19 protein-coding genes are annotated in these 25,757 nt (G+C 54.1%); 8 read left to right on the forward strand and 11 right to left on the reverse strand.

Annotated features, from left to right (window positions below; all coding sequences use genetic code 11):
* Positions 1–113: 113 nt before the first annotated feature.
* The 3 genes from hldE to H4F65_RS18125 form a co-directional block, all read right to left on the reverse strand.
* The gene (gene hldE, locus H4F65_RS18115; protein ID WP_010285172.1) at positions 114–1,550 is read right to left on the reverse strand and encodes a bifunctional D-glycero-beta-D-manno-heptose-7-phosphate kinase/D-glycero-beta-D-manno-heptose 1-phosphate adenylyltransferase HldE; all 1,437 of its coding nucleotides are present in this window, start codon (positions 1,548–1,550) and stop codon (positions 114–116) included.
* A gap of 120 nt (positions 1,551–1,670) precedes the next feature.
* Positions 1,671–4,526, reverse strand: coding sequence for a bifunctional [glutamate--ammonia ligase]-adenylyl-L-tyrosine phosphorylase/[glutamate--ammonia-ligase] adenylyltransferase (gene glnE, locus H4F65_RS18120; protein ID WP_010285174.1), 2,856 nt, complete (start codon positions 4,524–4,526; stop codon positions 1,671–1,673).
* Positions 4,527–4,578: 52 nt separating this feature from the next.
* Positions 4,579–5,916, reverse strand: a complete 1,338-nt coding sequence (locus tag H4F65_RS18125) for a CYTH domain-containing protein (RefSeq protein WP_010285178.1) — start codon at positions 5,914–5,916, stop codon at positions 4,579–4,581.
* Positions 5,917–6,237: 321 nt separating this feature from the next.
* On the opposite strand from H4F65_RS18125, the gene H4F65_RS18130 reads away from it, so the two are divergent.
* Positions 6,238–6,858, forward strand: coding sequence for a TIGR04211 family SH3 domain-containing protein (locus tag H4F65_RS18130; RefSeq protein ID WP_010287218.1), 621 nt, complete (start codon positions 6,238–6,240; stop codon positions 6,856–6,858).
* A 109-nt stretch (positions 6,859–6,967) separates the two neighbouring features.
* Positions 6,968–8,212, forward strand: coding sequence for a multifunctional CCA addition/repair protein (locus H4F65_RS18135; protein WP_010287219.1), 1,245 nt, complete (start codon positions 6,968–6,970; stop codon positions 8,210–8,212).
* A 68-nt stretch (positions 8,213–8,280) separates the two neighbouring features.
* Here the strand turns inward: H4F65_RS18135 and bacA are convergent, their stop codons facing one another.
* Entirely contained in the window at positions 8,281–9,099 is an 819-nt protein-coding gene (gene bacA / locus H4F65_RS18140; RefSeq protein WP_010287495.1) for an undecaprenyl-diphosphate phosphatase, read from the reverse strand.
* A gap of 147 nt (positions 9,100–9,246) precedes the next feature.
* Entirely contained in the window at positions 9,247–9,600 is a 354-nt protein-coding gene (gene folB / locus H4F65_RS18145) for a bifunctional dihydroneopterin aldolase/7,8-dihydroneopterin epimerase (protein ID WP_010287496.1), read from the reverse strand.
* A gap of 126 nt (positions 9,601–9,726) precedes the next feature.
* Between folB and plsY the strand changes: the two genes are divergently transcribed.
* Positions 9,727–10,362 carry a glycerol-3-phosphate 1-O-acyltransferase PlsY gene (gene plsY / locus H4F65_RS18150; RefSeq protein ID WP_010287497.1) on the forward strand — a complete coding sequence of 212 codons (636 nt, stop codon included), beginning with the start codon at positions 9,727–9,729 and terminating at the stop codon, positions 10,360–10,362.
* A gap of 54 nt (positions 10,363–10,416) precedes the next feature.
* Here the strand turns inward: plsY and H4F65_RS18155 are convergent, their stop codons facing one another.
* Positions 10,417–12,003: a methyl-accepting chemotaxis protein gene (locus tag H4F65_RS18155; protein WP_010278970.1), complete on the reverse strand. Its 1,587-nt coding sequence runs from the start codon at positions 12,001–12,003 to the stop codon at positions 10,417–10,419.
* Positions 12,004–12,251: 248 nt separating this feature from the next.
* On the opposite strand from H4F65_RS18155, the gene ppa reads away from it, so the two are divergent.
* A complete protein-coding gene (gene ppa / locus H4F65_RS18160; protein WP_010278977.1) occupies positions 12,252–12,782 on the forward strand; it encodes an inorganic diphosphatase in 531 nt (176 codons plus the stop codon).
* A 119-nt stretch (positions 12,783–12,901) separates the two neighbouring features.
* Here the strand turns inward: ppa and H4F65_RS18165 are convergent, their stop codons facing one another.
* The 3 genes from H4F65_RS18165 to tamA are packed head-to-tail and all read right to left on the reverse strand — an operon-like array spanning position 12,902 to position 19,010.
* On the reverse strand, positions 12,902–13,258 hold the full coding sequence (locus H4F65_RS18165; protein ID WP_010278980.1) for a gamma-glutamylcyclotransferase family protein: 357 nt from the start codon (positions 13,256–13,258) through the stop codon (positions 12,902–12,904).
* 2 nt (positions 13,259–13,260) lie between these two features.
* Positions 13,261–17,298: an autotransporter assembly complex protein TamB gene (gene tamB, locus H4F65_RS18170; protein WP_010278984.1), complete on the reverse strand. Its 4,038-nt coding sequence runs from the start codon at positions 17,296–17,298 to the stop codon at positions 13,261–13,263.
* Positions 17,295–19,010 (reverse strand): autotransporter assembly complex protein TamA, encoded by a 1,716-nt coding sequence (gene tamA, locus H4F65_RS18175; protein WP_039319129.1) that lies wholly within the window; start codon positions 19,008–19,010, stop codon positions 17,295–17,297. Before tamA ends, tamB begins: the two co-directional genes overlap by 4 nt.
* Before the next feature lie 458 nt (positions 19,011–19,468).
* On the opposite strand from tamA, the gene msrA reads away from it, so the two are divergent.
* Together msrA and paeA are read left to right on the forward strand one after the other, a co-directional pair.
* Positions 19,469–20,107, forward strand: a complete 639-nt coding sequence (msrA, locus tag H4F65_RS18180) for a peptide-methionine (S)-S-oxide reductase MsrA (RefSeq protein WP_010278989.1) — start codon at positions 19,469–19,471, stop codon at positions 20,105–20,107.
* A 151-nt stretch (positions 20,108–20,258) separates the two neighbouring features.
* Positions 20,259–21,584, forward strand: coding sequence for a polyamine export protein PaeA (gene paeA, locus H4F65_RS18185; protein WP_039317075.1), 1,326 nt, complete (start codon positions 20,259–20,261; stop codon positions 21,582–21,584).
* Between the two features lie 76 nt (positions 21,585–21,660).
* On the opposite strand, the gene H4F65_RS18190 is transcribed toward paeA, so the two are convergent.
* Entirely contained in the window at positions 21,661–21,867 is a 207-nt protein-coding gene (locus tag H4F65_RS18190) for a DUF1107 domain-containing protein (RefSeq protein ID WP_005974755.1), read from the reverse strand.
* A gap of 348 nt (positions 21,868–22,215) precedes the next feature.
* Here H4F65_RS18190 and H4F65_RS18195 point away from each other — a divergent pair, with 348 nt between their 5' ends.
* A complete protein-coding gene (locus tag H4F65_RS18195) occupies positions 22,216–22,785 on the forward strand; it encodes a YtfJ family protein (protein ID WP_010279011.1) in 570 nt (189 codons plus the stop codon).
* Between the two features lie 18 nt (positions 22,786–22,803).
* Here H4F65_RS18195 and cysQ read toward each other — a convergent pair whose 3' ends face one another.
* On the reverse strand, positions 22,804–23,544 hold the full coding sequence (cysQ, locus tag H4F65_RS18200) for a 3'(2'),5'-bisphosphate nucleotidase CysQ (protein WP_010279013.1): 741 nt from the start codon (positions 23,542–23,544) through the stop codon (positions 22,804–22,806).
* A 204-nt stretch (positions 23,545–23,748) separates the two neighbouring features.
* Here cysQ and H4F65_RS18205 point away from each other — a divergent pair, with 204 nt between their 5' ends.
* Complete coding sequence (locus tag H4F65_RS18205; protein WP_010279017.1) at positions 23,749–25,701, forward strand: bifunctional 2',3'-cyclic-nucleotide 2'-phosphodiesterase/3'-nucleotidase; 1,953 nt, start codon at positions 23,749–23,751, stop codon at positions 25,699–25,701.
* Positions 25,702–25,757: the final 56 nt, after the last annotated feature.

The raw sequence follows: 25,757 nt of genomic DNA on the forward strand, positions 1-25,757 counted from the left end.
CCTGACGGCGTCGTGATTGTTATGACTCTCGCCCGTGATGTACCAGAGCGAGAATCATTAGCTTGCGGCCTAACGGTGCCGAAATCTTTCGAGCACCGTTAGTTTTATTTCATTTAAGATTGAGACGTGTTGGCTTTAATCGTGTTGATGATGTTCGTCGTGGAACAGCCGTCCTCAAAGTTCAGGACTTTCACTTCACCGCCGTTGGCCCAGACTTCTTCACTACCGGCGATTTCATGTGGCTGGTAGTCTCCGCCTTTCACCAGAATATCCGGCAGAATGCTGGCAATCAGGCGCTGCGGCGTATCTTCTTCAAACGGCACGACCCAGTCGACGGCTTCCAGTGCACCCAGCACGATCATCCGCTGTGGCAGCGGGTTGACAGGTCGAGTCGGCCCTTTCAGACGCTTGGTTGAGGCATCACTGTTTACCGCAACGATTAACCGGTCGCCAAGTTTGCGGGCGTTTGCCAGGTAAGACACGTGTCCGGCGTGCAGAATATCGAAGCAGCCGTTGGTCATCACAATCTTTTCGCCACGCTGACGCGCCAGTTCAACGGCCTGTTTCAGCTGTTCTTCGGTCATGACACCAAATCCGGTGTCGGCACGGCCGCGGATAGCATTTTCCAATTCAATCGGCGTGACCGTGGACGTCCCCAGCTTGCCGACGACGACGCCTGCGGCGGCATTCGCCAGGAAGCAGGCCTCTTCCAGCGGGTTGCCTGCCGCCAGCGCAGCAGCCAACACACCGATTACGGTATCGCCCGCACCGGTCACGTCGTACACTTCCTGCGCCTGGGTCGGCAAATGCAGCGGTGCTTTGCCCGGCTGTAGCAGCGTCATCCCTTGCTCGGAACGGGTAATCAGCAACGCGGACAGATCGTAATCGGCTACCAGTTGCATACCGCGCTCAACCAGCTCGTCTTCCGTTTTGCAACGCCCTGCCACCGCTTCAAACTCAGACAGGTTTGGCGTCAGCAACGTCGCGCCACGGTAACGGGCAAAATCCGTGCCTTTCGGGTCGATCAGCACCGGAACACCTGCCGCTTTTGCCGTCTGAATCATGGTTTGCACATGCGCTAATGCGCCTTTTGCATAGTCAGAGAGCACCAGCGCGCCAATTTTTGGCAGCGCCAGTTGAATACGCTCGATGATCGGCTGAGGATCAATTCCTTCAAAACCCTCTTCGAAATCCAGTCGGATCAACTGCTGATTACGTGACAGCACGCGCAGCTTGGTGATCGTCGGGTGCGTAGGAACAGCGACAAAGTCACACTTCACATTCACTTCGCCAAGCTTGGCATTCAGTGCGCGAGCGGCATCATCAATGCCCGTTAACCCCACCAGACGCGATCCCGCGCCCAATGCTGCGATGTTCATTGCGACGTTCGCCGCGCCGCCTGGGCGCTCTTCGATCGTATCAACCTTGACCACAGGCACCGGTGCCTCTGGTGAAATTCGGCTGGTCGGCCCATACCAGTAACGATCCAGCATGACATCACCGACCACTAATACACCCGCTTGACGGAAATCAGGCAGCGTCACTTTCATCCTCTACTCCAGGCTTATTTCGCATAATGCGCGTAATAATATCATAGGCACGTATCATACACGCCACTGCTGCGCGGCTCTAAACCGCACGGCACATTTGACCATATAGATAGGAGGAACTTACGCTCCCACCAGCCACTTATTCCAACTCACCAGCACCTGCTCCCGCTCCGCAACAAACCGATCCTTGTTGACCCGACCGGACAGCTCCTGCAAGGCCAGATGGTGCAGTTCATTGCGCATGGTGACGTAGGCCAGCTTGAGCGCATTGGCTTCGCTCTCTTCCATTACGCCATATTGCGCCATCAGTTCCAGAATACGCACGTTGTCCGACCAACGGGTCAAACGCGGTTCCTGAGCGGCATAACGCAGCATCAGATATTGGGCAATGAATTCGATATCCGTAATGCCGCCCGCATCCGTTTTGATGTCAAAGAGTGCTTTATCTTTGTTCGCCAGGTGCTGACGCATTTTTTCCCGCATTTCGCGCACTTCGGTTCGCAGGGTCTCCGCGTCACGCTCGGCACACAGAATGCTGCGACGAATAGACTCAAATGTCTGCTGTACGCCGCTTTCGCCGTACACCATACGTGCGCGCACCAGCGCCTGATGCTCCCACGTCCATGCCTCATTACGCTGATACTCATCAAACGCTTCGACCGTACTCACCAGCATACCCGCCGCGCCCGATGGCCGCAGACGGGCATCCACTTCATACAAAATGCCTGATGATGTCCGGGTGCTAAACAGATGCATCACTCGCTGTGCGAGGCGCAGATAAAACTGACGACCATCAATACTGCGTTCGCCGTCCGTCATCACGTCCGATGGACAATCCAGCAAGAATACCAAATCCAGATCGGAGCTGTATCCCAGCTCCCAGCCGCCGAGTTTGCCGTAGGCAATAACGGCAAACCCACGGCCTTCACGATGCTGCAAATGGGACGGCTGGCCATAACGTGCCACCATCTGTCCCCACGCCTGCTGAACCACGGCCGCGATAATCGCTTCTGCTAAATACGTTAAGTGATCGCTCACTTTCATCACGGGCAGTACGCCACCGATATCCCCTGCGGCGATGCGTAGCTGCTGCGACTGCTTGAACTGGCGAACGGCTTCCAACTGCTGTTCTTCATCATCCTCAGGGACACGCATCAAATACTGACGTAGCTCATCGGCATACGCGCCCGGTGCCGTCGGCTGATACAGCGTTGACGCATCGAGCAATTCATCCAGCAGCAGGGGATAGCGTGCCAGTTGGCTGGCCACCATTGGCGACGCCGCGCACAGGCGAATCAGTTGGCCGAGCGCAGCGCGAGACTCCAGCAGCAGTTCGAGATAGGTGGTACGTGTGACAATCCCCAGCAGCAGCGGCGTCAGACGAGACAACACCGTATCCGCTTCCTGACGAGCGCAGACTTCCGCCAGCAAACACGGCATGAGCTGATCCAGCACGTCCCGCCCGCGCGGCCCTATCGTGCGTTTTGCCACATCGTGACGGAATTCCACAATCGTCCGCATCAGCTTTTCACGCACGCTTTCCGAGAGATGCGGCGTCAGCGGAGCCAATTCGCCGTCATCCAGCGTGTCCTGCCATAGACTGCTATAGCTGCTATGTTCAGGGATGTCATTATTGTCCGGCGCATCATCGCCAATCAGGTCGTCAAATACGTGACGCACCGCCTGCATATGCTGTTCCAGCATGGATTGCAGCGTGTCCCAGTTATCGAAACCCATTCCCCATGCCAGCCGCTGCTGATTCAGCTCATCACCCGGCAAGGTTTGCGTCTGCTCATCGGCAATCGCCTGCAACAGGTTTTCCAAACGACGCAGAAACAGGTAAGAGGTACTAAGATCGAGCACCTGCTGCGGCGTTAATAACCCCAGCGTTCCTACATGCTGGAGCGTAGGCAGCAGCGAGCGCCCCTGCAATCCTGGTTCACGCCCGCCACGAATCAGTTGGAAAACCTGCGTGATAAATTCGATTTCACGAATGCCACCCGCACCCAGCTTGATGTTATTGCGCAGATCCCGTCGACGCACTTCGCGGGCAATCATGCCCTTCATATTTCGCAGCGACTGGATCACGCTGAAATCGATATAGCGACGGAAGACAAAGGGCTTCAGCGTACTGCGCAGTTCCTGACTATAGTCATCGTCCATTCCCCCCATCAGGCGTGCTTTGACCATGGCATAGCGCTCCCAATCGCGGCCCTGCTCCTGATAATAATCTTCCATGGCCGCAAAGCTGAGCACCAGTGGGCCGCTGTCACCAAAGGGACGTAGCCGCATATCCACACGGTAAACAAAACCATCGACGGTCGGCTGATCCAGCACCTTAATGAGCCGCTGCCCCAGACGCGTGAAGAATTGCGCGTTATCCAGCTCGCGTCGTCCGCCTTGCGTATGACCATTTTCGGGATAGACGAAGATCAGGTCGATATCCGAAGAGAAGTTCAGTTCTCCCCCACCCAGTTTTCCCATGCCAAGAATCAGTAGAGGCTGAGCCACACCCTGCGCATTGCAAGGTGTGCCCCACTCGCGACAACAGGCCTGATATAGCCAGCTTCTGGCCGCCACGATCACCACCTCGGCCAGCTCACTCAACTGACGCAGCGTGTGTTCCGTCGTACTGGTTTGCAGCGCCTGCGACCACGCAATTCGCGTCAACATATGGCGACGGAACCGGCGCAACGTGGCCATCAACGTATTTTCATCGTTAACATCGGCCAGCGCGTTATCCAACCAGTCGGCGTAATGCTGCCACTCTTCGGGCTGCGGCGGTTGCTGATGAATCCCTTGCCACCAGTCAGGATGCAGTGCAAGCGCATCGCTGACAAAATCGCTCAATGCCAGAACAGCAGAGTCACTGTCGGTTATCGGTTCATCAGGTGCGGCTTCCCGCAAACGCGACAGCGCACGCTGAGATTGTTCCGTCAGAAGCACAGGTAAAGCGGGCAAAGGAAGTATCGACATGGGGGTTCCCTTGATGCGCCGCCTATCCTCACTGACAAGCGGCAGTTAACGGTTACTGTGATGGTCCGCCGCTATGTAGCCAGAACGGGGGCAAGGTCAACGCCTCTTTACGATAGGCTTCCAGATAGGCAGAAGGAGCCTGCCCGGCAGCGAGCCGCTCAATTTCCTGGAGTAATGCCCGCCAGTGTTCAATATAGGATTCCACCTGCTCCGCCGGATAAGCGCCGGATAAGAGAAGAAACGCGCAGATATTACGTTGCAGACGAGGGATTTGCTGTTCGTACTGCGCTTCCGTCAATTTAGAAGAAAAGGCGCTTTTCAGATCCGCCGTGCTACGGCTTAACATAATGTCGGCAAAGCGTTTGAACGATCCCTGTAGCTTAATGCGATCTTTATTATCCATATGGTCACGCCAGCCAGACTCGATCAGCCAGGAAGTCAGTACCAACTTACTTTGCAGGTAATCGACGCTGTAGCACACTTCCGCGCCGTCGGGGCTTTGTAGCCGTGCCTCCAGCGTGGCGAGTGCAGAGCGAAAAAGCGTGGTGACCTTGCGTAACACGACGCCTCCCACCAGCACCAGCATTTCGCGCATCATCGCACTGGCCTCTGGCAGGGCTTCACGGGCAGAGGCATTCCCTCTTACCCACAGTTCTTCGTGGTATTGCCAGTGACTCAACCCCAGTTCCAGCGCCGCGCGGATGGCTTGATCGATATTGGTTTTTGGATCCACAACCAGTCGATTGAGAGGCTGACACTCGCGAACCGGGTTACCTTTAGCCAAATGGTATCCGCGCGCCGCCTTACTCAGGCTGCCCTGCCGCATACCACCAAACTCCGCGATTTCCTTTGCCAGCTCCAGCAGATGGGTGGTCTGCCCGACCTTAAGCTCCATCTCCAGCTCGCACAGCGGTTCACTCAGATCTCCGGCACGAATTTCACCGCGATCTAAGGCAACCTCAATCACACTTTGATAGTAAGTAAACACCCACTTTTCACGCGTAAAATCCGTACTGAACAGTGGATTGAGCGACGATTGCAGCGCCTCAACATCGCAATCTTCCGGCAAGAATTCCTCCGGAAGCAGGCTGAGATCCAGCTCAGCTTTCTCCAGCTCAACGTTATATTCAGGATGTTGATGCAGCCCGCCAGTCACCTTGCCGGCCGTTTTCGCCGTCATTTCGTAGCGTTCATTTTCGCCACGAATACGCAGGCAGATGCCATTGCGACGTAGATAATTATCCGCCGTTTCATAATAGGTATTGCTCAGACGCTGGGCACGCATGTGCTCATACTGACTGTAATCACTCTCCCAGCCAGCCAGTTGCGTCAGCAGCGATTCAACGCTGTCGGGATGAACAATAAACTTCAGCTCAATTTCTTCACTCATAGCATTCACAACACCAAGACCACATTCATTATCCTGTCAGTAAATAACATTTTACTGCAGCTTACTACTCTTACCGCACACACTCTTTTTCACCTGCGAACAAGCGCGCATTTCTTATGCAAACCGGCCATCAGCGACACCGCTTTCCCCCGCTTAAACACGCCCCCCACCGCCTTCTAAGAACCTATTCCAGTAGGCATTATTGGTGTGAAATAGCCCTAATGGGGAGGTTCTAAGACTGTTCTCATTTCGGTTTATACATTGCCTCGTCAGACTTAAGCCTCTACTATCGGACCACCATTAACGCAACATGATGATCTTATGCAGAAATTAGGCTTACTCTGTTTTACTTTATTTTCTCTCACGCTGAGCTGGACCGCACAGGCGGAAGAAAAACGCTACATTTCCGATGAGTTATTGACGTATGTCCACAGCGGCCCTGGCAATCAATATCGTATCGTCGGCACACTGAATGCAGGTGCAGAGGTCACGTTACTCAGCGTTAATGAAAACGCGGGCTATGCGCAGATCCGTGATGACAAAAACCGCACCACCTGGATTCCTCTCGACCAGCTTAGCAATACGCCGAGCCTGCGCACGCGGGTACCGGAGCTGGAAAATCAGGTTAAAGACCTGACTGACAAACTGAATAATATCGATCAGACCTGGAACCAGCGCACCGCGGATATGCAGCAGAAAGTCGCTGCCAGCGATAGTGTGATCAATGGATTACGCCAGGAAAATCAGGATCTGAAAAATCAGCTTATCGTTGCGCAGAAGAAAGTCAGCGCGGCGAATGTCCAGCTTGATGATAAGCAACGCACCATCATTCTACAGTGGTTTATGTATGGCGGCGGCGTTGCTGGCATAGGCTTGCTGTTGGGTCTGCTGTTGCCGCACATCATCCCTCGCAAAAAGAAAAATGACCGCTGGATGAGCTAATCGGAACAATGTGCCTGCTTCTTGCAGGCATTTTTCTTTGCAGCCAACGCCGCGGCGCAAAGATGGTAGTATGTGATGAAGTATTGGTTATTGATTCAGGAGCCCGACGTTGAAGATCTACCTTGTCGGCGGCGCTGTTCGGGACAGCCTGCTGGGTTTACCCGTCATCGAGAAAGATTGGGTGGTGGTCGGCGCGACGCCGGAGAGCCTGCTTGCGCAGGGCTACCAGCAGGTTGGAAAGGATTTCCCCGTCTTCTTACACCCCGTTAGCCGCGATGAATACGCTCTCGCGCGTACCGAACGCAAATCTGGCAAAGGCTATACTGGTTTTGTCTGCCATGCCGCACCTGATGTCACGTTAGAGCAGGATTTGCTACGCCGCGATTTGACCATCAATGCGATTGCCCGCACCGAGCGAGGCGACCTTATCGATCCTTATCACGGCCATCGCGATCTTGAGAATCGCGTGCTGCGCCACGTCTCCAACGCATTCAGCGAAGATCCGTTACGGGTGCTGCGTGTCGCCCGTTTTGCCGCGCGTTTTGCTCATCTCGGCTTCCAGATTGCCGAAGAAACCATGGCGCTGATGCAAAAAATGGCGCATGAGGGCGAGCTGGCTTATCTGACGCCAGAGCGCGTCTGGAAAGAGACGGAAAAAGCGCTCGGCACCTCGTCGCCAGATGTCTATTTTCAGGTGCTTCGTGACTGCGGCGCGCTGGCCGTGCTGTTCCCTGAAATCGATAACCTGTACGGCGTGCCCGCCCCCGCCAAATGGCACCCGGAAATCGATACCGGCATTCATACCATGATGACGGTGGCGATGGCCGCTCGTCTCAGCCCTGAGATTGACGTCCGTTTTGCTACGCTGTGCCACGATTTAGGAAAAGGGCTGACGCCCCCCGAACTGTGGCCGCGTCATCACGGGCATGGCCCGGCGGGCGTCAAACTGGTTGAAGCACTGTGCCAGCGCCTGCGCGTACCTAACCCGATTCGCGATTTGGCAAAGCTGGTTGCGGAATATCATGATCTGGTTCATACCGTGCAGGTGCTGCAACCCAAAACCCTGCTGAAGTTATTTGATGCGATTGACGTCTGGCGTAAACCACAGCGTCTGGAGCAGTTAGCGCTCACGAGCGAAGCCGATGCCAGAGGCCGTGCCGGTTTTGAAGAGAACCCGTATCCACAAGGCGACTATCTGCGTGAAGCTTTCCGCGTCGCCAGTCAGGTCAGCAGTGCGGACGTCGTCGCCGATGGGTTTAAGGGCATTGACGTGCGTAACGAACTCGCACGTCGCCGCACTCATGCCCTGGCGGACTGGAAAGCACAGCAGCCAGATTCATCAGGCGCATCCTGAAACAAAGAGGCCACGCTAATGCGTGGCCTCTTTCTATAACGGTCTACCTAAAATCGACATTCTCAGTCTTACATAAACACCATGTAAACCACGCCCGCGACGATAAAACGGTAAATCGCGAACGGGACAAACGAGATGCGTTTGATGACTTTCAGGAAGGTTTTAATCGCAATCAGCGCCACGATAAAGGCCGTCACGAAACCAACGGCAAACATCGGCAGATCGGCCAGCGACAGGAAATGCCAGCTCTTATACAGATCCAGAACGGTCGCGCCCATCATCATGGGAACCGCCAGAATAAAAGAGAACTCAGAAGCCGCATAGCGGCTGACGCCCATCAGCATCCCGCCTGAAATGGTCGCTCCCGAACGTGAAAAGCCGGGCCACAGCGCCAGACATTGAAAACAGCCAATCATAAAAGCCTGACGATGCGTGATGTCATCCAACCCGACGGCACGCGGTTTTTTAGGTTTGAGCCATTCAGCCGCTAACAGCAAGAAACCACCGACAACCAACGCGTACATCACGTTCTGTGGATAAAATAGTGACTTGATCACATCATGGAAAATTAGCCCAAGCACCACAGCGGGAATCATTGCCAATAAGATGTGCGTTAATTTCAGTCGACCAGCCGTATGCCCCTCATGTGGAACTTCACCAAAGTGAATCCCTATCAGACCAAAGAGGCGGCGCCAGAACATCACAACAACGGCCAGAATCGAGCCAAGCTGGATGATAACTTCAAACGTCTTGGCTTTCTCATCAGCGAACCCTAACCAATGACCAACGATAATCATATGCCCCGTAGACGATACGGGCAAAAACTCGGTCAGTCCTTCGACCACGCCAAGAATAAATGCGATTAGCAATGAATGCAGGTCAGTCATCTAAAAATCCTTGCCTCTAATAAAAACGAAAATGCAGCGCACAAAAAAGCGGCCGCGTACTTCCGCGAGCCGCTATAACTGGCTTATAGACTATTTGGGTTACGGTTTAGTTGCACGTAAATCAGTATTTATTCTGTTAAATCAGATTTATCGCGTACCGCGTTCAATGATGACACCAACCTGACGTGCCTGCGCGACGGCACCTGGCTTGCTGAGCTTTATCCGCAGCCAGGGAATCGAGAAGCGCTGCATCAGCATGTGCGCGACTTCTTCAGCCACACGTTCCACCAGAGCAAAGCGCTGGTTTGCCACGTGGGCAATCACCGCCTCGCTGACATCGGCATAGCTCAGGCAGTCATTAACATCGTCACTGGCGGCTGCCTGACGGTTATCCCAGCCCATTTCGATATCGAACACCAGTTTCTGCTGGATGGTCTGTTCCCAATCGTAAACACCAATAGTTGTGATTACAGTAAGTTCTTCAATAAATACGATATCCATCACGCCATTCTCTGTTTTTGTCGCTGTCGGATACCACTTCCGACGGAATGTGCGTATTATCCACAGATGAGAAGAGTAAAACGACCCTTATTAAACGTCTCTCTATAAACTAAACGGAATAGCGTTATGAGTGTTACCGCGCTTGGTATGATGTTAATCGCGTATCTGTGTGGCTCTATTTCCAGTGCGATTTTGTTTTGCAGAATTGCTGGGCTACCCGACCCGCGCCAGCATGGTTCAGGGAACCCCGGAGCCACTAACGTATTGCGTATTGGCGGCAAAGCGGCCGCTGCAACCGTATTGGTGTTTGATGTTCTGAAAGGCATGCTGCCTGTCTGGGCCGCTTACGAGCTGGGCGTTCCCCCGCTGTATCTCGGGTTAACCGCTATCGCTGCCTGCCTCGGCCATATCTATCCCGTCTTTTTCCACTTTCGCGGTGGCAAAGGTGTGGCAACGGCGCTGGGTGCCATTGCCCCTATCGGCTGGGATTTGACGGGCCTGATGACCGGTACCTGGCTACTGACCGTACTGCTGAGCGGCTATTCCTCGCTTGGCGCGATTGTCAGCGCGCTCATCGCCCCGTTTTATGTCTGGTGGTTCAAGCCACAGTTTACCTTCCCCGTCGCGATGCTCTCTTGCCTGATACTGATGCGTCATCATGACAATATCCAACGCCTCTGGCGCGGACAGGAAAGTAAAATCTGGAATAAGCTACGCAAGAAGAAGCAGCCAGAAGACGAACAGACATCCTCCGAAGAATAAGACAAAAAAATTCCCGTTTTCACGGGAATTTTTTTATGAAGTATGACGGGGATATTAGAATCGGCCGATGGCGGCAAATTCCTGCGATTGCACCTTAAACTGAGACATACTTTCTGCCAGCAGGCGCGCCTGATCTTCCAGTGAGCGCGTGGCAGCGGCAGACTCTTCTACCAGAGACGCATTTTGCTGTGCGACTTCATCCATCTGCGATACCGCCAGATTCACCTGCCCAATACCATTGCTTTGCTCACGCGTGGCCGTTGAGATTTCACGCATCAGGGATGTCACGCGCGCCACGGCGTCAGAAACGTCATTCATCGTTTCCCCGGCCATTTTCGCCATCACGGTGCCTTCACTGACGCGACTTTGAGACTCTTCCATCAGCATTTTGATCTCTTTGGCCGATTGCGCACTGCGCTGCGCCAGACTGCGGACTTCACCCGCCACCACCGCAAATCCACGCCCCTGCTCACCCGCACGTGCGGCTTCAACTGCCGCATTCAGCGCCAGAATATTAGTCTGGAACGCGATGCCATCAATCACCGCCAGAATATCGCCAATGCGTGCGGAGCTGCTGGAGATCATCTGCATTTTCTCAATCATGCTCCCCACGGTTTCGCTGCCTTTATTCGCGATATCGGATACATTTTGCGCCAGCGTATGCGCTTGCTCTGCACTTTCCGCATTCAGCGTCACTGTCGCGGTCAACTGCTCCATACTGGCTGCGGTTTCTTCCAGCGAGGAGGCTGACTCTTCCGTACGCGCGGCTAAATGCGTATTGCCGGAAGACAGTTCGCGCGTGCCGACGTCAATCTGCATACCGGCATCACGGACGCGACCCACGGCGGTTGCCAGCGAATGCTGCATGGCCTTCATCGCCTGAATCAGGCGGCCAATCTCATTATTGCCGCCATCGGGAATGCGCTGGGTCAAATCACCACGAGCAATAAACTCCAGTTGACCGACCGTCTCTTCAAGCGGGGAAAGAATAGAACGCTTCAAGGCAATCCAGGCTGCCAACACCAGCAGCAGAACGGAGATACAGGCAATACCGATGATCATCAAACGGTTGAACGCGAAGCTTTCCGCTTCTGCAAGCATGTTTTCCCCGACCTCCAGACCGAAATCACGGAATTCGTTCGCGACCTTATCCATCTTAACGCTGAGCGGTGGTAACACGTCCTGCAACAGCATGTAATAGGCTGCGACATCGCCACGTTTCAGCGCATCAACCATCGGCTGAACGCCAAGATTCATGTATTGTTCGTAGTTGCTTTTAACCTCTGCGGCCATTTTGGCACCGCGCTCCGTTACGGTGCCGTAGGAAAGAAAGCGTGCCATTTCTTTGTGGGAAAGCGCCGTGTAGGCCTCTGCCCGCGCGACCGATGCATTCGCCAGATCGGTCAGCCCGCTTTCCATCTGACGAGCCGCCAACGCAGCCCCTGTTCTCGCACGCAGTGAAGCGGTATAGCTCCCCGCCAGCGCCGTGACTTCTTTGCCCTGAATCTTGTCGATTGTCGTCAGCGACGTGATTCCCTGATTGATTGAGGTGATGCCAATTCCACACACCAGCAATAACAGCAGTACCATCGTTCCTAACAAAGCAATCAAGCTCGTCTTGATTGTGATATTTCTTAACATTTTTGTTTCCCTGATATTACAAATGATAAATAAATGCGGAGAAATGCTCCGCATAACGTGATCCAGATCATCTTCCTATCGGTAACAAGCCTGCTTTCTTTAAAGAAACTTTAGTAACGAAAGTATTTTTACTTAAACGACTCGCGCAAGCGCATCACACCTTGCACACGCTAAAAATCAGGGACATTAAACGCTTTTTGGCTATAATGACGACCACGCTATTTCAGGTTTAAGAGAAGGAAACCGACATGAGTCTGAACAATGTCCCGGCGGGTAAAGATCTGCCGGAAGATATCTATGTAGTGATTGAAATTCCCGCGAACGCCGATCCGATCAAATATGAAATTGATAAAGATACCGGTGCGCTGTTTGTAGACCGTTTCATGTCTACGGCCATGTTCTACCCATGCAACTACGGCTACATCAATCACACGCTGTCTCTGGATGGCGACCCGGTTGACGTTCTGGTTCCGACCCCGTATCCGTTGCAGCCTGGCTCAGTGATCCGCTGCCGCCCTGTTGGCGTGCTGAAAATGACCGACGAAGCAGGCGAAGATGCCAAGCTGGTTGCCGTTCCACACAGCAAGCTGACCAAAGAATACGATCACATTAAAGACGTTAACGACCTGCCTGAACTGCTGCGTGCACAGATCGGCCACTTCTTTGAGCACTACAAAGATCTGGAAAAAGGCAAGTGGGTGAAAGTGGAAGGTTGGGATAACGCTGCTGCGGCGAAAGCCGAGATCGTTGCTTCCTTCGAGCGCGCGAAAAACAAATAAGCGCCACACGATATGCATGCATTAAAGCCCTTACGGGCTCAAGATATCGCATGATCAAAAACACCGCCTTGCGCGGTGTTTTTATTTATGGCGACCATGACTTGATTGGCGACTCGGCCTCAAGCCTCTTCATCTTCTTCGCTGCGCTTTAGCCAGTCGCCGCTGGCAATACGCGTCAGCCCTACAACAGGGTGCTTGTACAGATAGATCCAGGCACTGCCCAGAGGCGTACGAATCAGCTCACGTTGGTATTCGTGGCCGTCCCGCTTTAAGGCATCCAGTTCGGTCAAAATCGACGAACTAATGCGATAGACCTCGCAATGGATTTCTCCATTACCGGGTACCACTGCCGGATAATGGCCGAGATCGTACAGCTCGAAACCTGCGAGCTGACAGTCCCCTAACCATTGCGCATTTGTCATCCAATGACTGTTTCCCTGTTTGCGTCGTAAACTGCCGTAAACAATAATTCGCATCGCTAGAACTCAAACTGATAGAGCACATCTAATGCCTGGCTAATTCCAGACACCGCTTCCAAGTATAGTTTTGGCATCAGGCGATAACGTAACGTTAACGTTGCCAAAGAATCAAATATGCCAACACCATATTTCACTTGCAGACCCGGAAGGACGTAGCCGCTGACGACAACCTGAGAATTATCGCCAACACCCTGTGTATCCAGAGCTAAATTACTTACGCCAAAGGCCTCGCCGATTTTACCCACAACTTGACCACTTTGTGCAACCCCTAAACCGACTAACATTGAGGTCATTGCCGAGCTATCTGCTCCACCGCTGTCCAAACCCTGTCCACGCAGCAGATAAGAGAGCGCTTCCTGCTGTGACATCGCTGGATCGGAGAAGACTTCCAGCTTCGGTGTCGCGGCCATGCCGGTAACACGTACGCCAGCGGTAACGTCATCCGCCGTGTTGTCTGGGTTGCGAATGGCTTCGATATTCAGGATCGGCTGGTCTGGCGGGCCGGAGAACAGAATCAGCCCTTTGCGGACGATCAGATCCTGCCCGTAGGCTTTAAAGCGACCGGACGGAATGTCGATCTGGCCGTTCAGCCCTAATCCGCGCTCGTCCTGAACCATTTTCAGGTCACCCTGTAGGCGAGCCGCCAGCCCGAACGCATCCAGCCGCACATCATTCCCAACGCGGATCGTCAGGTTACTGTTAATCGGAATCGCGGCGCTGGCTTTCTTCAGCGGCTGGCGCTGGGCATCCAGCATGACTTCATCCGATGACACCGCCACCGCACTTTCCGGCATGTCTTTAACCACAATGCGCGCCCACGGAATACTGACCGACCCGTTTAACGCGAACAACTGCGGCGTGGCCTCGAAGACAATATCCGGTGAGACATCCAGTCGCGCCATCGGCGGAATCGTCACCCGCAGCTTCTGGCCTTTCGCCGCAATGCGCGCACGCCAGGCATCAGGCTGCGACCAGTCCGCATTCCCGCCAAGGTTCAACTGCCCGTTATCCGTTTTCAGGAAGCCTTGCAGCGTTGACGACATCCCACTGAAATTCACCGCCAGCCGCCCGTTGGTCAGATCGACCGGCATCCAGTTGCCGTCAATGTCCAACCGCTCCAGCACCATCTGGCCAAAGATCTGAGGACGCGCCGCATCCCCGGCCAGACGCAGGTTCGCATTCAGGATCCCCGCGGCTTTTTCTCCTTTACTCAACGCAGGGTTGAGCAGCGCCAGCGAAATATTGTTGATTGTGACGCTGCCGCCGAGGTTGCGTCGGCCCTGTGGATCGGTCACCTGAATATCACCGCTGAAGCGTCCGTTCTCGCGAATCGCCATCAGCCAGCCGAGCTGCGCCCGACCGCGATCGAGCCCGGCATTCAACGTAAAGGTATCGAAATCAATCGGCAGCGTGTTGCCCTGCATCTGCTGGCGAACGCTGACGCCGTTACCCACCAGCGACACTTTCGCCTGCGGTAAACCTTGCCCCGCCTGCCAGCTGATATCGGCACCGCCGGTGAACGTCCCGGCCAGCACCGTATCCGCCGTCAGGAACGGCTTTAACATCGCGAGATCGAAGCGGTTCAAGCGAATGCTCGCCTGTCCGCTCGGTCCGGCCTCAATCGCTTTTGGTACGCAGAGCTCTGCATTCGGATTCCGCCAGCAGTGCGTGCCGATAGTGATCTTCTGCTGCGCATTCAGGTAATCCAGCGCCATATCCTGCGTCAGACGCCATTCGCCTACCGGCGTGTCGAAGCGGGTATTGTTCAGCGTGCCGCGCCAGCGCTGTTCCTGACGATCAAAACTGCCCGAAAGTGCCAATTGCCCTGCGACCGGTTCACCCTGCATATTCAGGCGAAGCTGGTGCTGCTTTTCATTGCCGCTGGCATCCAGCGTCAACAGCGCAATATTCAGGCCGTCCTGCTTTAGCGCTTCAAGACGCACGGCCAGCTTGCCCTGAATCTGCTGTTCAGAGCGCACATCACCTTCCACCCTCACACTGCTAATCGTCATCGCCTGCCAGCGCAGGCCGGACGCTGTGATATCTGCCAGCATCTGTGGTTCACGCAGATTGCCACGGAGTTTGAGTGTGCCGATGGCACGCCCCGCTAGACCGGGCAACATGCCGTCCAAGGACGGCGCATTGATGTCGGCATCCAACTGCCACTTGTCGCTCAGGTCGCCTTTGACGTTCAGTTGGTTGCGGCCTAACGCCAGATTCAGCGCTGGGATTGTCCACTGGCCCGCCGCGTTACCGCGCAGTTCGCCTCTGGCCGTGAGCTTATTCGCTTTCACGTTGCCGTCCAGACGCAGTTCCGGCACCTGCAACTGCCAGCTACCGCCATAGACGCTGCCGCGTGTCGTTATCTTGCCGTCTATTTTCGCGGGCCATTCAGGCCACTGTTTCGCGGTATTAATCCCGTTCAGCAGCAGCTCGCTGCGCCAGCTGATCGCTTTGCTCCAGTCGATAAGCGCAGCCAGATCGGCATTCCCCTGCAGCGCCGCCAACCGCAGGCGGTTCAGCGTAAACTGCTGTTCGTTGCCTTTACCATCCAACAGCAGCGTCGCGGGAGGAATATCCGCCCCGCTCAGATCGCCGCGCAGCGACAGCGCATAATCGGTCGCTTTACCGTTAAAACGCAGCCTGACGTTACTGGCCTGATACTGCGTTGCGCCCGTCAGCGGCCAGCGCACGCGTTCGGTTTGCAGCGTCAACGCCAGCGGCAGCCCGGCTTCTGCCAATTTAGTTTGCATATCTAACTGGGCACGCTGCGGCCCCGAGAGGTTCAGCGCCACATTCAGCTGTTCGCGCAGGCCACCTTCAACCGTCAGTTTCAGCTTCTCGCCTTTGAGCGGATCGACGTTCAGCACGCCGTTCGCCGTCAGCGAGACCGGCCAGCTATCACTTAGCGTCGCTTCACCGCGCACATTCAGTCCGCCCTGCGGCGATTGGACGATCAGTTTGTCCAGACGCAAATGCTGTTGCTGGGTCGAAGCCTGTACGAACAGGTTATTAATCAAGATGTCCTGATCGCCCGTCAGCCGTAGCTGTTCACCGTGAATTTCGACAATATTCAGATCCAACGGCAGCGTGAACTGGGGTAAATCAGGTAATAGCGGTTTGGAGAACAATTCGCTCAGGCGTTCACCTAGCGGTTGTTCAGGCACGGCAGGCTTGTCAGAGGTGCTATCCGTTTTGGATGTCGATGCCGTCGGTATCGGTGTCGTGGTGGTGGCAGCCGCGACCCTATTATTTGCCGCCAGCGCGTTATCGATGTGAAGCGTTTGCGAGGTGCCTTGCTCCGCCGCATCGCGCACGTTCGCCGCCGTTTCTTTAATAACCGCGGCCATTTCCGCCGCCGTCACTTTGCCGTCTTCCAGCACGTCGACAGGGGTTTTCGGTAAGGCCACCAGCAGGGCGCTGATTTTGGTCGGCAGCAGCGTCAACGCGCGCCCTTCCCACTGCATGCCGGTGCGGAATTCACTGAGAGAAACCGCTGTGTCATCCACGGTAACCTGAACGTTGCTGAGCGTTAACTGACGCAGTGAAATCGGGAACGGTGCAGAGATTTCCGTGACTGGCGTTGAAGGCGGCGGTGGCTCTGCCGCCACAGGCAAGGCTTTGGTATCCACAACCACATCAATGCGGTTTGCCGAGAGGTCATTGATACACAGCTGACTTTTGCGCAGACACGCTAGCGCAAGCGACAGATGAAACTCCTCGCTCTTTACCGTCACGCCCGGCATTTGGTAGCTAACATTTTTTAGCGTCAAATCACGCCAGCCGCCGCTTACGCTGGCAATCTCCAGCCCCGGCACCATGCGTGCTGCGGTATTCAGCAACAGATGCAAGCCCGGCGTGGTTCCTACCAGTAATCCCAGCCCAACAACGAGCAGCAGTAAGAAGGCGACAAACCCAATGCCGACCCTTTTCCACCAGCGCCCTTTTCGTACTGGCGTCACCGGCGCGTTATCCTGCGCGGCGTTTTCTTCTGTAGCCAGATCCTGGGCTTTTTTTTCGTTTTTCTCATCCATCATAATTCAGGCCCCAGCGCGATATAGAACTGAACATCGTTCTTCTTCTCTGCATCGCCGATCGGCATAGCAACATCGAGTTTTACCGGACCAATCGGCGAGGCCCAGCGTACGCCGACGCCCGTGCCAGTCTTGAAATTACTGCGTTTGATGTCATTCACTGCTTCACCTGAATCAACAAAAACTGCGCCCCACCATTTTCCCGTCACGTTGTATTGGTATTCGAGCGAGCCGGTCGCCAGCTTGGACGCACCGGTCAGTTTGCCATCGCTGTCGCGCGGCGAAATAGATTTGTACTTATACCCACGGATGCTGCGATCGCCACCGGCGAAGAAACGCAGTGAAGGCGGGACGCGGGAGAAATTATTGGTTTCAATCCAGCCCAGATTACCGCGCGCGACAAAGCGGTGTTTATCCGCCAGCGTACGAATCCAGACGTTTTGCGCCTGAATCACGGCAAAGTCGATATCCGATCCCCAGGCGGTGTCGGAAATGTCGATAGAATAACGTTGCGTATCGCCCCATACCGGCATCAGCCCGCCGCGTTGGCGAGTTCGGTTAATGCTGACGCCCGGATAGATCAGCATCGTGGTATCCGTCACGCTTGCCTGCGTAAAGTGATCGAGGCTCCAGCGCAGGTTAATCGCCCGTTGCCAGCCGCTGGAGAGATCCCAGTAGCGCGCCACGTTCAGCGTGGTGCCATCGGATTTGGTATCGTTGAGATCTTCGCGTTTGAAACCGCCTTGCAGCAGGTAATACTGCTCAAGCGGGTTCTTCAGCAAGGGGATTTTGTAGCTAAAATCGAGTGATTGCTCTGGCGCGGACACGCTCAGGCTGCTTTCCAGACTGTGCCCGCGTGAATTCACCCAAGGCTTATTCCAGGTCGTTTTAAAGCGTGGGCCAACATCCGTGGCATAACCGACACCGGTCTCAATACGGTTACGGGTTCGTGGCGTCACCACGGCATCCAGCGGCAGTACCTTGGAGCTTCTCGAGCGCTCGAAATCAGGTGAGACCACGACAGAATTAAACCACCCCGTAGCAGAAAGACGGCGGTTTAACTCACCGAGGTCTTCACTGGTGTAAGCATCACCTTCATGAAACGGCACCAGATTTTGCAGATAGTCATCGCGGATTTGCGCGCCCTGAAAATGTACGGCACCAAAACGATAGCGTTCACCGCTGTCAAAGTCGATATCCCAAAACGCCTCTCTCTCTTCCCGCATCACGCCAAGCTGGCTTTGCTGGAAGCGGGCATCGAAATAGCCTTTGCGTAATGACAAACCGTTCAGCCCGCTTTTAAAGCTATCGAAATCACCGTGGTTCAACACCGAACCGATTTCGGGGCGATCGTCTTTAACCAGTTGTTGGTAGTCTTTATCGTCATGCGCACCGCCGCGCAGGGTGATGTTCACCCCGGCAATTTTTACCGGTTCACCGGGAGTCACGGTGGCAATCAATACGGGTCGTCCGCCATTAACGGCAGGCCGGAATTCGAAACCAATCTGTGGATCGTAGTAGCCGAGCGCGCGCAATCCCTGACGGATCGCTTCATCGACGCGTGAGCGGAAACGCCCATCGGCATTCACCTCATCGACCGCAATGGTCGATAAGCGTGCCCGTACATTCTTTTGTAACTGCCCTTCCAGCCCCATGACTTGCAGACGCACATTCGCTGCCTGGCTCTCTGGGGCCAGCATCAGCAACGCACACATCAGGCCAAGAACCCGGTATCGTGGCGCACCGCAGCCAGCAAAGCTATTTTTTTGTCCTGCTATGCCTTTTTGCCCGGTAACGCTTTTTTTTCCAATGAAACTTTTCGTTGAGATGAAAATAGCCACTGAGCTCCCTGATAAATCGGTCTGTCGCCTACAACCTATAGCATGGCTTTTATTACTTCGCCCGCCGCATTGACGGACGTCGCTGTACGCTTGCCTGACAATCCGCCACGCAGCGCCAAAATCTTCTATCAACTTTGCATGATATTAGTGATAAATACTAATTTTCCATCTTAAGAATAGATTTTCACCTGCAAACATCAATATGCGGCATTACGGATAAACATTACCTTAACATTAAACACCGTGAAGATATAAAGACAGCCCAAAGCTTCTTGGTTATGCTTTCCATGAAAGCGGGTTATTTACCCAGTCTAGCTGGAGTTAACAACGTGATGAATTCAATTGATAAAACGCAGCGGATTACGCAATCCGATGCTTTACCGGGGCGTTCCACCCCTATGCCCGTCGCCAGGCTGCATGTCGTGCATGAACATTCCATGACGCATGTGCCAGACTCAATGTCCGTGGCGATTTTCGCGATGGGCTGCTTCTGGGGCGCGGAGCGTTTGTTCTGGCAACAGCCGGGGATCTACAGCACGGCAGCGGGTTACATTGGCGGTTACACGCCCAACCCGACCTACCGTGAAGTGTGCAGCGGGCAAACCGATCATGCCGAAGCGGTACGTGTCGTTTTCGATCCTGCGGTGATCGACTACGAGCAACTGCTACAGCTGTTCTGGGAAAATCACGACCCCGCGCAGGGCATGCGTCAGGGCGGCGATATCGGCAGTCAATACCGTTCCGCGATCTATACGCTCACACCCGAGCAGGAACAGGCCGCACAGGAAAGCCTTCAACGCTTTCAGCAGGCGATGAGGAAAAACGGTGACGGCCGCGCCATCAGCACAGAAATCGAGCCTGCGGGTCCGTTCTATTATGCGGAAGACGAGCACCAGCAATACCTATACAAGAACCCGAACGGCTACTGTGGATTAGGCGGTATCGGCGTCTGTCTTCCGCCTCAGCGTTGACCGCTGGCGGTAATTTCACCGCTCCTGCTATAATGCGCCCGAACCGGGCAGCGTGTTGCCCGGTTATATACCTCCAATTATTGCTATTAATTTACTCACCTTTCTGAGGATCGCTGCGTCAATCTCAGTGCATGCGAAAACTTTAAAAATGATGTTAAACAGTCTATTACTGATTCTTTTTCTTATTGCCATCAGTGCGTTTTTCTCGATTTCCGAGATCTCTCTGGCGGCGTCCCGTAAAATTAAACTCAAACTGATGGCCGATGAGGGAAACCTCAACGCCGATCTGGTGCTCAAGTTTCAGGAAACACCGGGCATCTTCTTTACCGTAATTCAAATTGGCGTCAACGCCGTCGCGATTCTGGCCGGTATCATCGGCGATGCGGCATTTTCCCCGACGTTTTCCATACTGTTTGAACGCTTCATGTCACCCGAAGCCGCAGATAAAATCAGCTTCATCTGCTCATTCGTACTCGTCACCAGTCTGTTTATCCTGTTTGGCGATCTCACCCCGAAACGCATTGGTATGATTGCGCCGGAAACCGTCGCGGTCCGCATAATCAACCCCATGCGCTTCTGCCTGTTCCTCTTCCGTCCGCTGGTTTGGATCTTTAACGGCCTGGCTAATGTCATTTTCCGCCTGCTCAAGCTGCCGATGGTGCGTAAAGATGACATCACGTCCGATGATATTTATGCCGTGGTGGAAGCCGGTGCGCTGGCTGGCGTACTGCGTAAGCAGGAACATGAGCTGATCGAGAACGTGTTTGAGCTGGAATCCCGTACCGTACCGTCGTCAATGACCTCACGCGAAAGCGTGGTCTATTTCGATCTGCGCGAGCAGGAAGACAGCATTAAGGAAAAGATCGCCCAGCAGCCGCATTCCAAGTTTCTGGTTTGCGATGGCACGATCGATCAGATCGTCGGCTACGTGGATTCCAAAGACCTGCTGATTCGGGTACTGGGAAACCAGAGTCTGACGCTGAGTAGCGGCGTGCAGATTCGTCCGGCGCTGATCGTACCGGATACGCTGACGCTGTCCGAAGCGTTAGAAAGCTTTAAAACCGCGGGCGAAGACTTTGCGGTCATCCTGAACGAATATGCGCTGATCGTCGGCATCATCACGCTTAATGACGTGATGACCACGCTGATGGGCGATCTCGTCGGTCAGGGAATGGAAGAACAGATTGTCGCGCGCGATGAGAATTCCTGGCTGGTTGAAGGTGGTACGCCAATAGAAGACGTGATGCGTGCGCTGAATATTGATGATTTCCCGCATTCCGGCAACTACGAAACCATTGGCGGCTTCATGATGTATACGCTGCGGAAAATCCCGAAACGTACCGATGCGGTGCGCTTCTCAGGCTATAAGTTTGAAGTGGTAGATATCGACAGCTACAAGATCGATCAGCTGTTGGTGACACGTCTGGAAGACCGCCCGATTGTCTCATCCAGCGTGAAGATTGATAGCGACGATTAACCGCCAGAAGACATGCCCAACCAATCGGGCTTCATCACAAACCAGAACGGCCCGCTACGGGCCGTTTCTTTATCACTTATCCCATCTCGGCCTGAAGCCGGATGACCTGGCGATTCACTTCGGACATCACCAGAAGATGCTGCTTATCCTGTTTCTTTGGCAGTAGAATTTTGCCGTAGTCGAACTCAAAAGCACCAACCCCTTTTATGTACAGCCGCCCACGAAACAGGGTTTTCACATACTTGGCGACTTTCAAAGGATTGTAACGTTCGAAGATCCTCATCGTTTTACTCTCCCGTTTTATTTTTTTACGCTCTCCCTTTCACCAACATGGCTGAGGTTCTGGAGCGCTAATGAGATAACGGATACTGCTAATTAGTACTGTAAAACGGCATTTAGTTCCCCACTATTCAGTATTCTTAACTGCTTTTACAGATTTTTACAGAGTAGTGTTTAAGGAAACCCCTATTCATCAGTATAAACCTTCAAAAATAAGGGTTTTGTGCACTCGGACACAAACCGTTTCATCGTGGAGCAGGACAGACCAGTTCCCTGAATCTACGCTTATTCCATAGCCTGATATTTCCCCTCATTGCCATCGCATCGGGCCACCCACACTGAAGGACATACCATGATAAAAATACGCCACCTGCTCCTCGCGCTCTCTATCACGCCTCTGCTGGGGCTCCCAGCCTTAGCCCATACGCTGGTACTCAACCAATTGGTTCCCCCCGTCGGCGTCGCAGACAGAGGAGAACTTCAGTACCTTAATAATCAGTTTAGTTATAAAAACTGGAACAGTGCGCAATTGCCCGGAAAAGTACGTGTGATACAACATATCGCTGGCCGCACCTCTGCCAAAGAGATGAACGATCCACTCATCTCCGCACTGAAGGCCGCTAACCTACCGCATGATTATTACCAAACGACGACAATCGTGAATACCGACGATGCCATCATCGGCACTAGTATGTTTGTGCGCAGTAGTCTTGAGGACAACAAGAAAGCTTTCCCGTGGTCGCAATTCATTGTCGACAGTAACGGCAACGTGCGGAAGACCTGGCAGCTACAACCACAAAGCTCAGCTATCGCGGTGTTGGATAAACAGGGGAAAGTCCGTTTCGTGAAGGATGGCGCATTGAGCGGACAAGAAGTGCAGCAGGTGATGTCCCTGCTGCGCCAGTTGCTGGAAGAGAAATAACGCCCCGCCTCTAGCTGATTAAAATAAAGAGACGCGAAAACCGGGGTTGAGGAAAGATTCACGCGGCGTGTAGGACAGCGGACGCCCTTGCCAATCATGAATCTGCGCCCCGGCAGCCACCGCCACCGCATGGCCCGCCGCCGTATCCCAAATGTTGGTCGGCCCGAAGCGCGGGTAAAGCTGCGCTTCACCTTCCGCCACCAGACAAAATTTTAGCGATGACCCAATCGCCACCGTCTGGTGCTCACCCAATTGGCTAAGATAATCTTTCAGTTCACTATCAGCATGGGAGCGGCTAACCACCACCAGCGGCGGATGCGCCTGCTTCACCGTAATTTGCCGACGCTGGCCGTTCTCTTCTTTCCAGGCTTTGCCTTCCGCCGCAGAATACATCACGCCCGTGACCGGCACATACACCACGCCCAGCACGGCCTGACCGTTCTCGATCAGCGCAATATTCACCGTAAACTCGCCATTGCGGCTAAGGAACTCTTTGGTGCCGTCCAGCGGATCGACCAGCCAATAGCGCTGCCAGTGCCGACGGATTTCCCACTCTGGCGGATCTTCCTCTGACAGCAAAGGAATGTCAGGATACGCCGCAGTCAGCCCGTCCTTAATAACGCGATGCGCCGCAAGGTCGGCAGCCGTCACCGGTGAATCATCTTTCTTGTGCGCAACATCGACAGGATGTTGCCCTTCGTAAACCTGCATAATCGCAGCACCAGCATCGCGAGCCAGTTGGCAAACAGTTTCTAACATGATCGACCTCGTCGTTATCGGTTACACGTAACGCAGACTTCATCTCTATCATTCATTATACATCTGTGAGGCAATCTACGATTATTGCCATTATTGATGTCATCCTCAGCATTTAGAGACGATAATCACTTTAACTTCATCATGATATGAAAGACACCCCCGATCGCCTCACGCGTCGACAATTACCTCACAAGGAGTTACGCAATGAAGCATTCACTGGCACTCAGCCTGCTTGCTACGCTGGTCGCCACGACCGTTCATGCCGCTACTGTTGATCTACGGGTATTGGAAACCACCGATCTGCACAGCAATATGATGGACTTCGATTACTACAAGGATACGCCAACCGACAAATTTGGTCTGGTGCGCACCGCCAGCCTGATTCACGCCGCGCGCGAGCAGGCCACCAACAGCGTGCTGGTGGATAATGGCGATTTGATCCAGGGCAGCCCGTTAGGCGATTACATGGCCGCGAAGGGGCTGAAAGCGGGCGACGTGCACCCGGTTTATCAGGCGATGAACACGCTGGACTATTCCGTCGGCAATATCGGTAACCACGAATTCAACTATGGCCTGGACTACCTGCACAAGGCGCTGTCCGGCGCGAAATTCCCTTATGTGAACGCCAACGTGCTAGATGCCAAAACGGGTAAACCGCTGTTTACACCTTTCCACATTGAAAACAAGTCGGTTACGGATCGCGACGGCAAAAAGCATACATTGCGTATCGGCTATATTGGCTTCGTCCCGCCGCAGGTCATGGTGTGGGATAAAGCCAATCTGACAGGAAAAGTCACCGTAGAAGACATCACGGAGAGTGCCAAAAAGTGGGTGCCAGAGATGCGTAAGCAAGGTGCCGATCTGGTGATTGTGATCCCTCACTCCGGCCTTTCTGCCGAGCCGTATAAAGCGATGGCGGAAAACTCTGTTTACTACCTCAGCCAAATTCCCGGTGTCGACGCGATCATGTTCGGCCATGCTCATGCGGTTTTCCCCAGCAATGACTTTGCGAACATCAAGGGCGCTGACATCAAACAGGGAACACTCAACGGCGTGCCTGCTGTGATGCCGGGGCAATGGGGTGACCACCTCGGCGTCGTCGATTTCACGCTGAATAACGACAGCGGCACATGGAAGGTAGAACAGGCGAAAGCGGAAGCCAGACCGATCTATGACAAAACGCAGAAGAAATCACTGGCGGCAGAAGACGACAAGCTGGTGAAAGTGCTGTCCGATGCGCACCAGAATACGCGCGAATTTGTCAGCAAGCCGATTGGTAAATCCGCAGACAACATGTATAGCTACCTGTCGCTGATTCAGGACGATCCTACGGTGCAGATCGTCAACAATGCTCAGCGCGCCTATGTGGAGCACTTTATTCAGGGCGATCCCGATCTGGCCGATCTGCCCGTGCTTTCCGCCGCCGCGCCGTTTAAAGCCGGTGGACGTAAAAACGATCCTGCCAGCTATGTCGAAGTGGAAAAAGGCCAGCTCACCTTCCGTAACGCAGCCGATCTGTATCTCTACCCGAATACGCTGGTGGTGGTGAAAGTTAACGGGCAGCAGGTACAGGAGTGGCTGGAATGCTCTGCGGGTCAGTTCAAACAGATCGATCCAAGCAAGCGTGAACCGCAATCCCTGCTCAATTGGGACGGCTTCCGTACCTATAACTTCGACGTGATCGATGGCGTCAATTATCAGATTGATGTGACGCAGCCTGCCCGCTATGACAGCGAGTGCGCGTTAATTAACGATAAATCGCATCGTATCAAAGGGCTGACGTTTAATGGCAAACCGATCGATCCCAAAGCGACCTTCCTGATCGCCACCAATAACTATCGCGCCTACGGTGAGAAATTTGCCGGTACGGGTGAGAAGTATGTGGCCTTCGCCTCGCCGGATGAAAACCGCTCCGTTCTGGCGGCCTACATCAGCGCGGAAACGCAAAAGTCGGGAGAAGTGAAGCCGCAGGCGGATAACAACTGGCGTCTGGCACCTATCGTCAGCGAGACGCCGCTGGATATCCGTTTTGAGACGTCACCGTCTGAAAAAGCCACGGCGTTTATCAAAGAGAAAGCACAGTACCCGATGACGTCCGTCGGCAATGACGAAACGGGCTTTGCGGTTTATCGCCTTGACCTGCAACACGCTAAATAAAGACTGACAGCGATGTCATCCACAGGCTCCTGCTTCGGTGGGAGCCTGAACGGAAG

The sequence above is a fragment of the Pectobacterium brasiliense genome (assembly GCF_016950255.1).
GTDB lineage: Bacteria > Pseudomonadota > Gammaproteobacteria > Enterobacterales > Enterobacteriaceae > Pectobacterium > Pectobacterium brasiliense.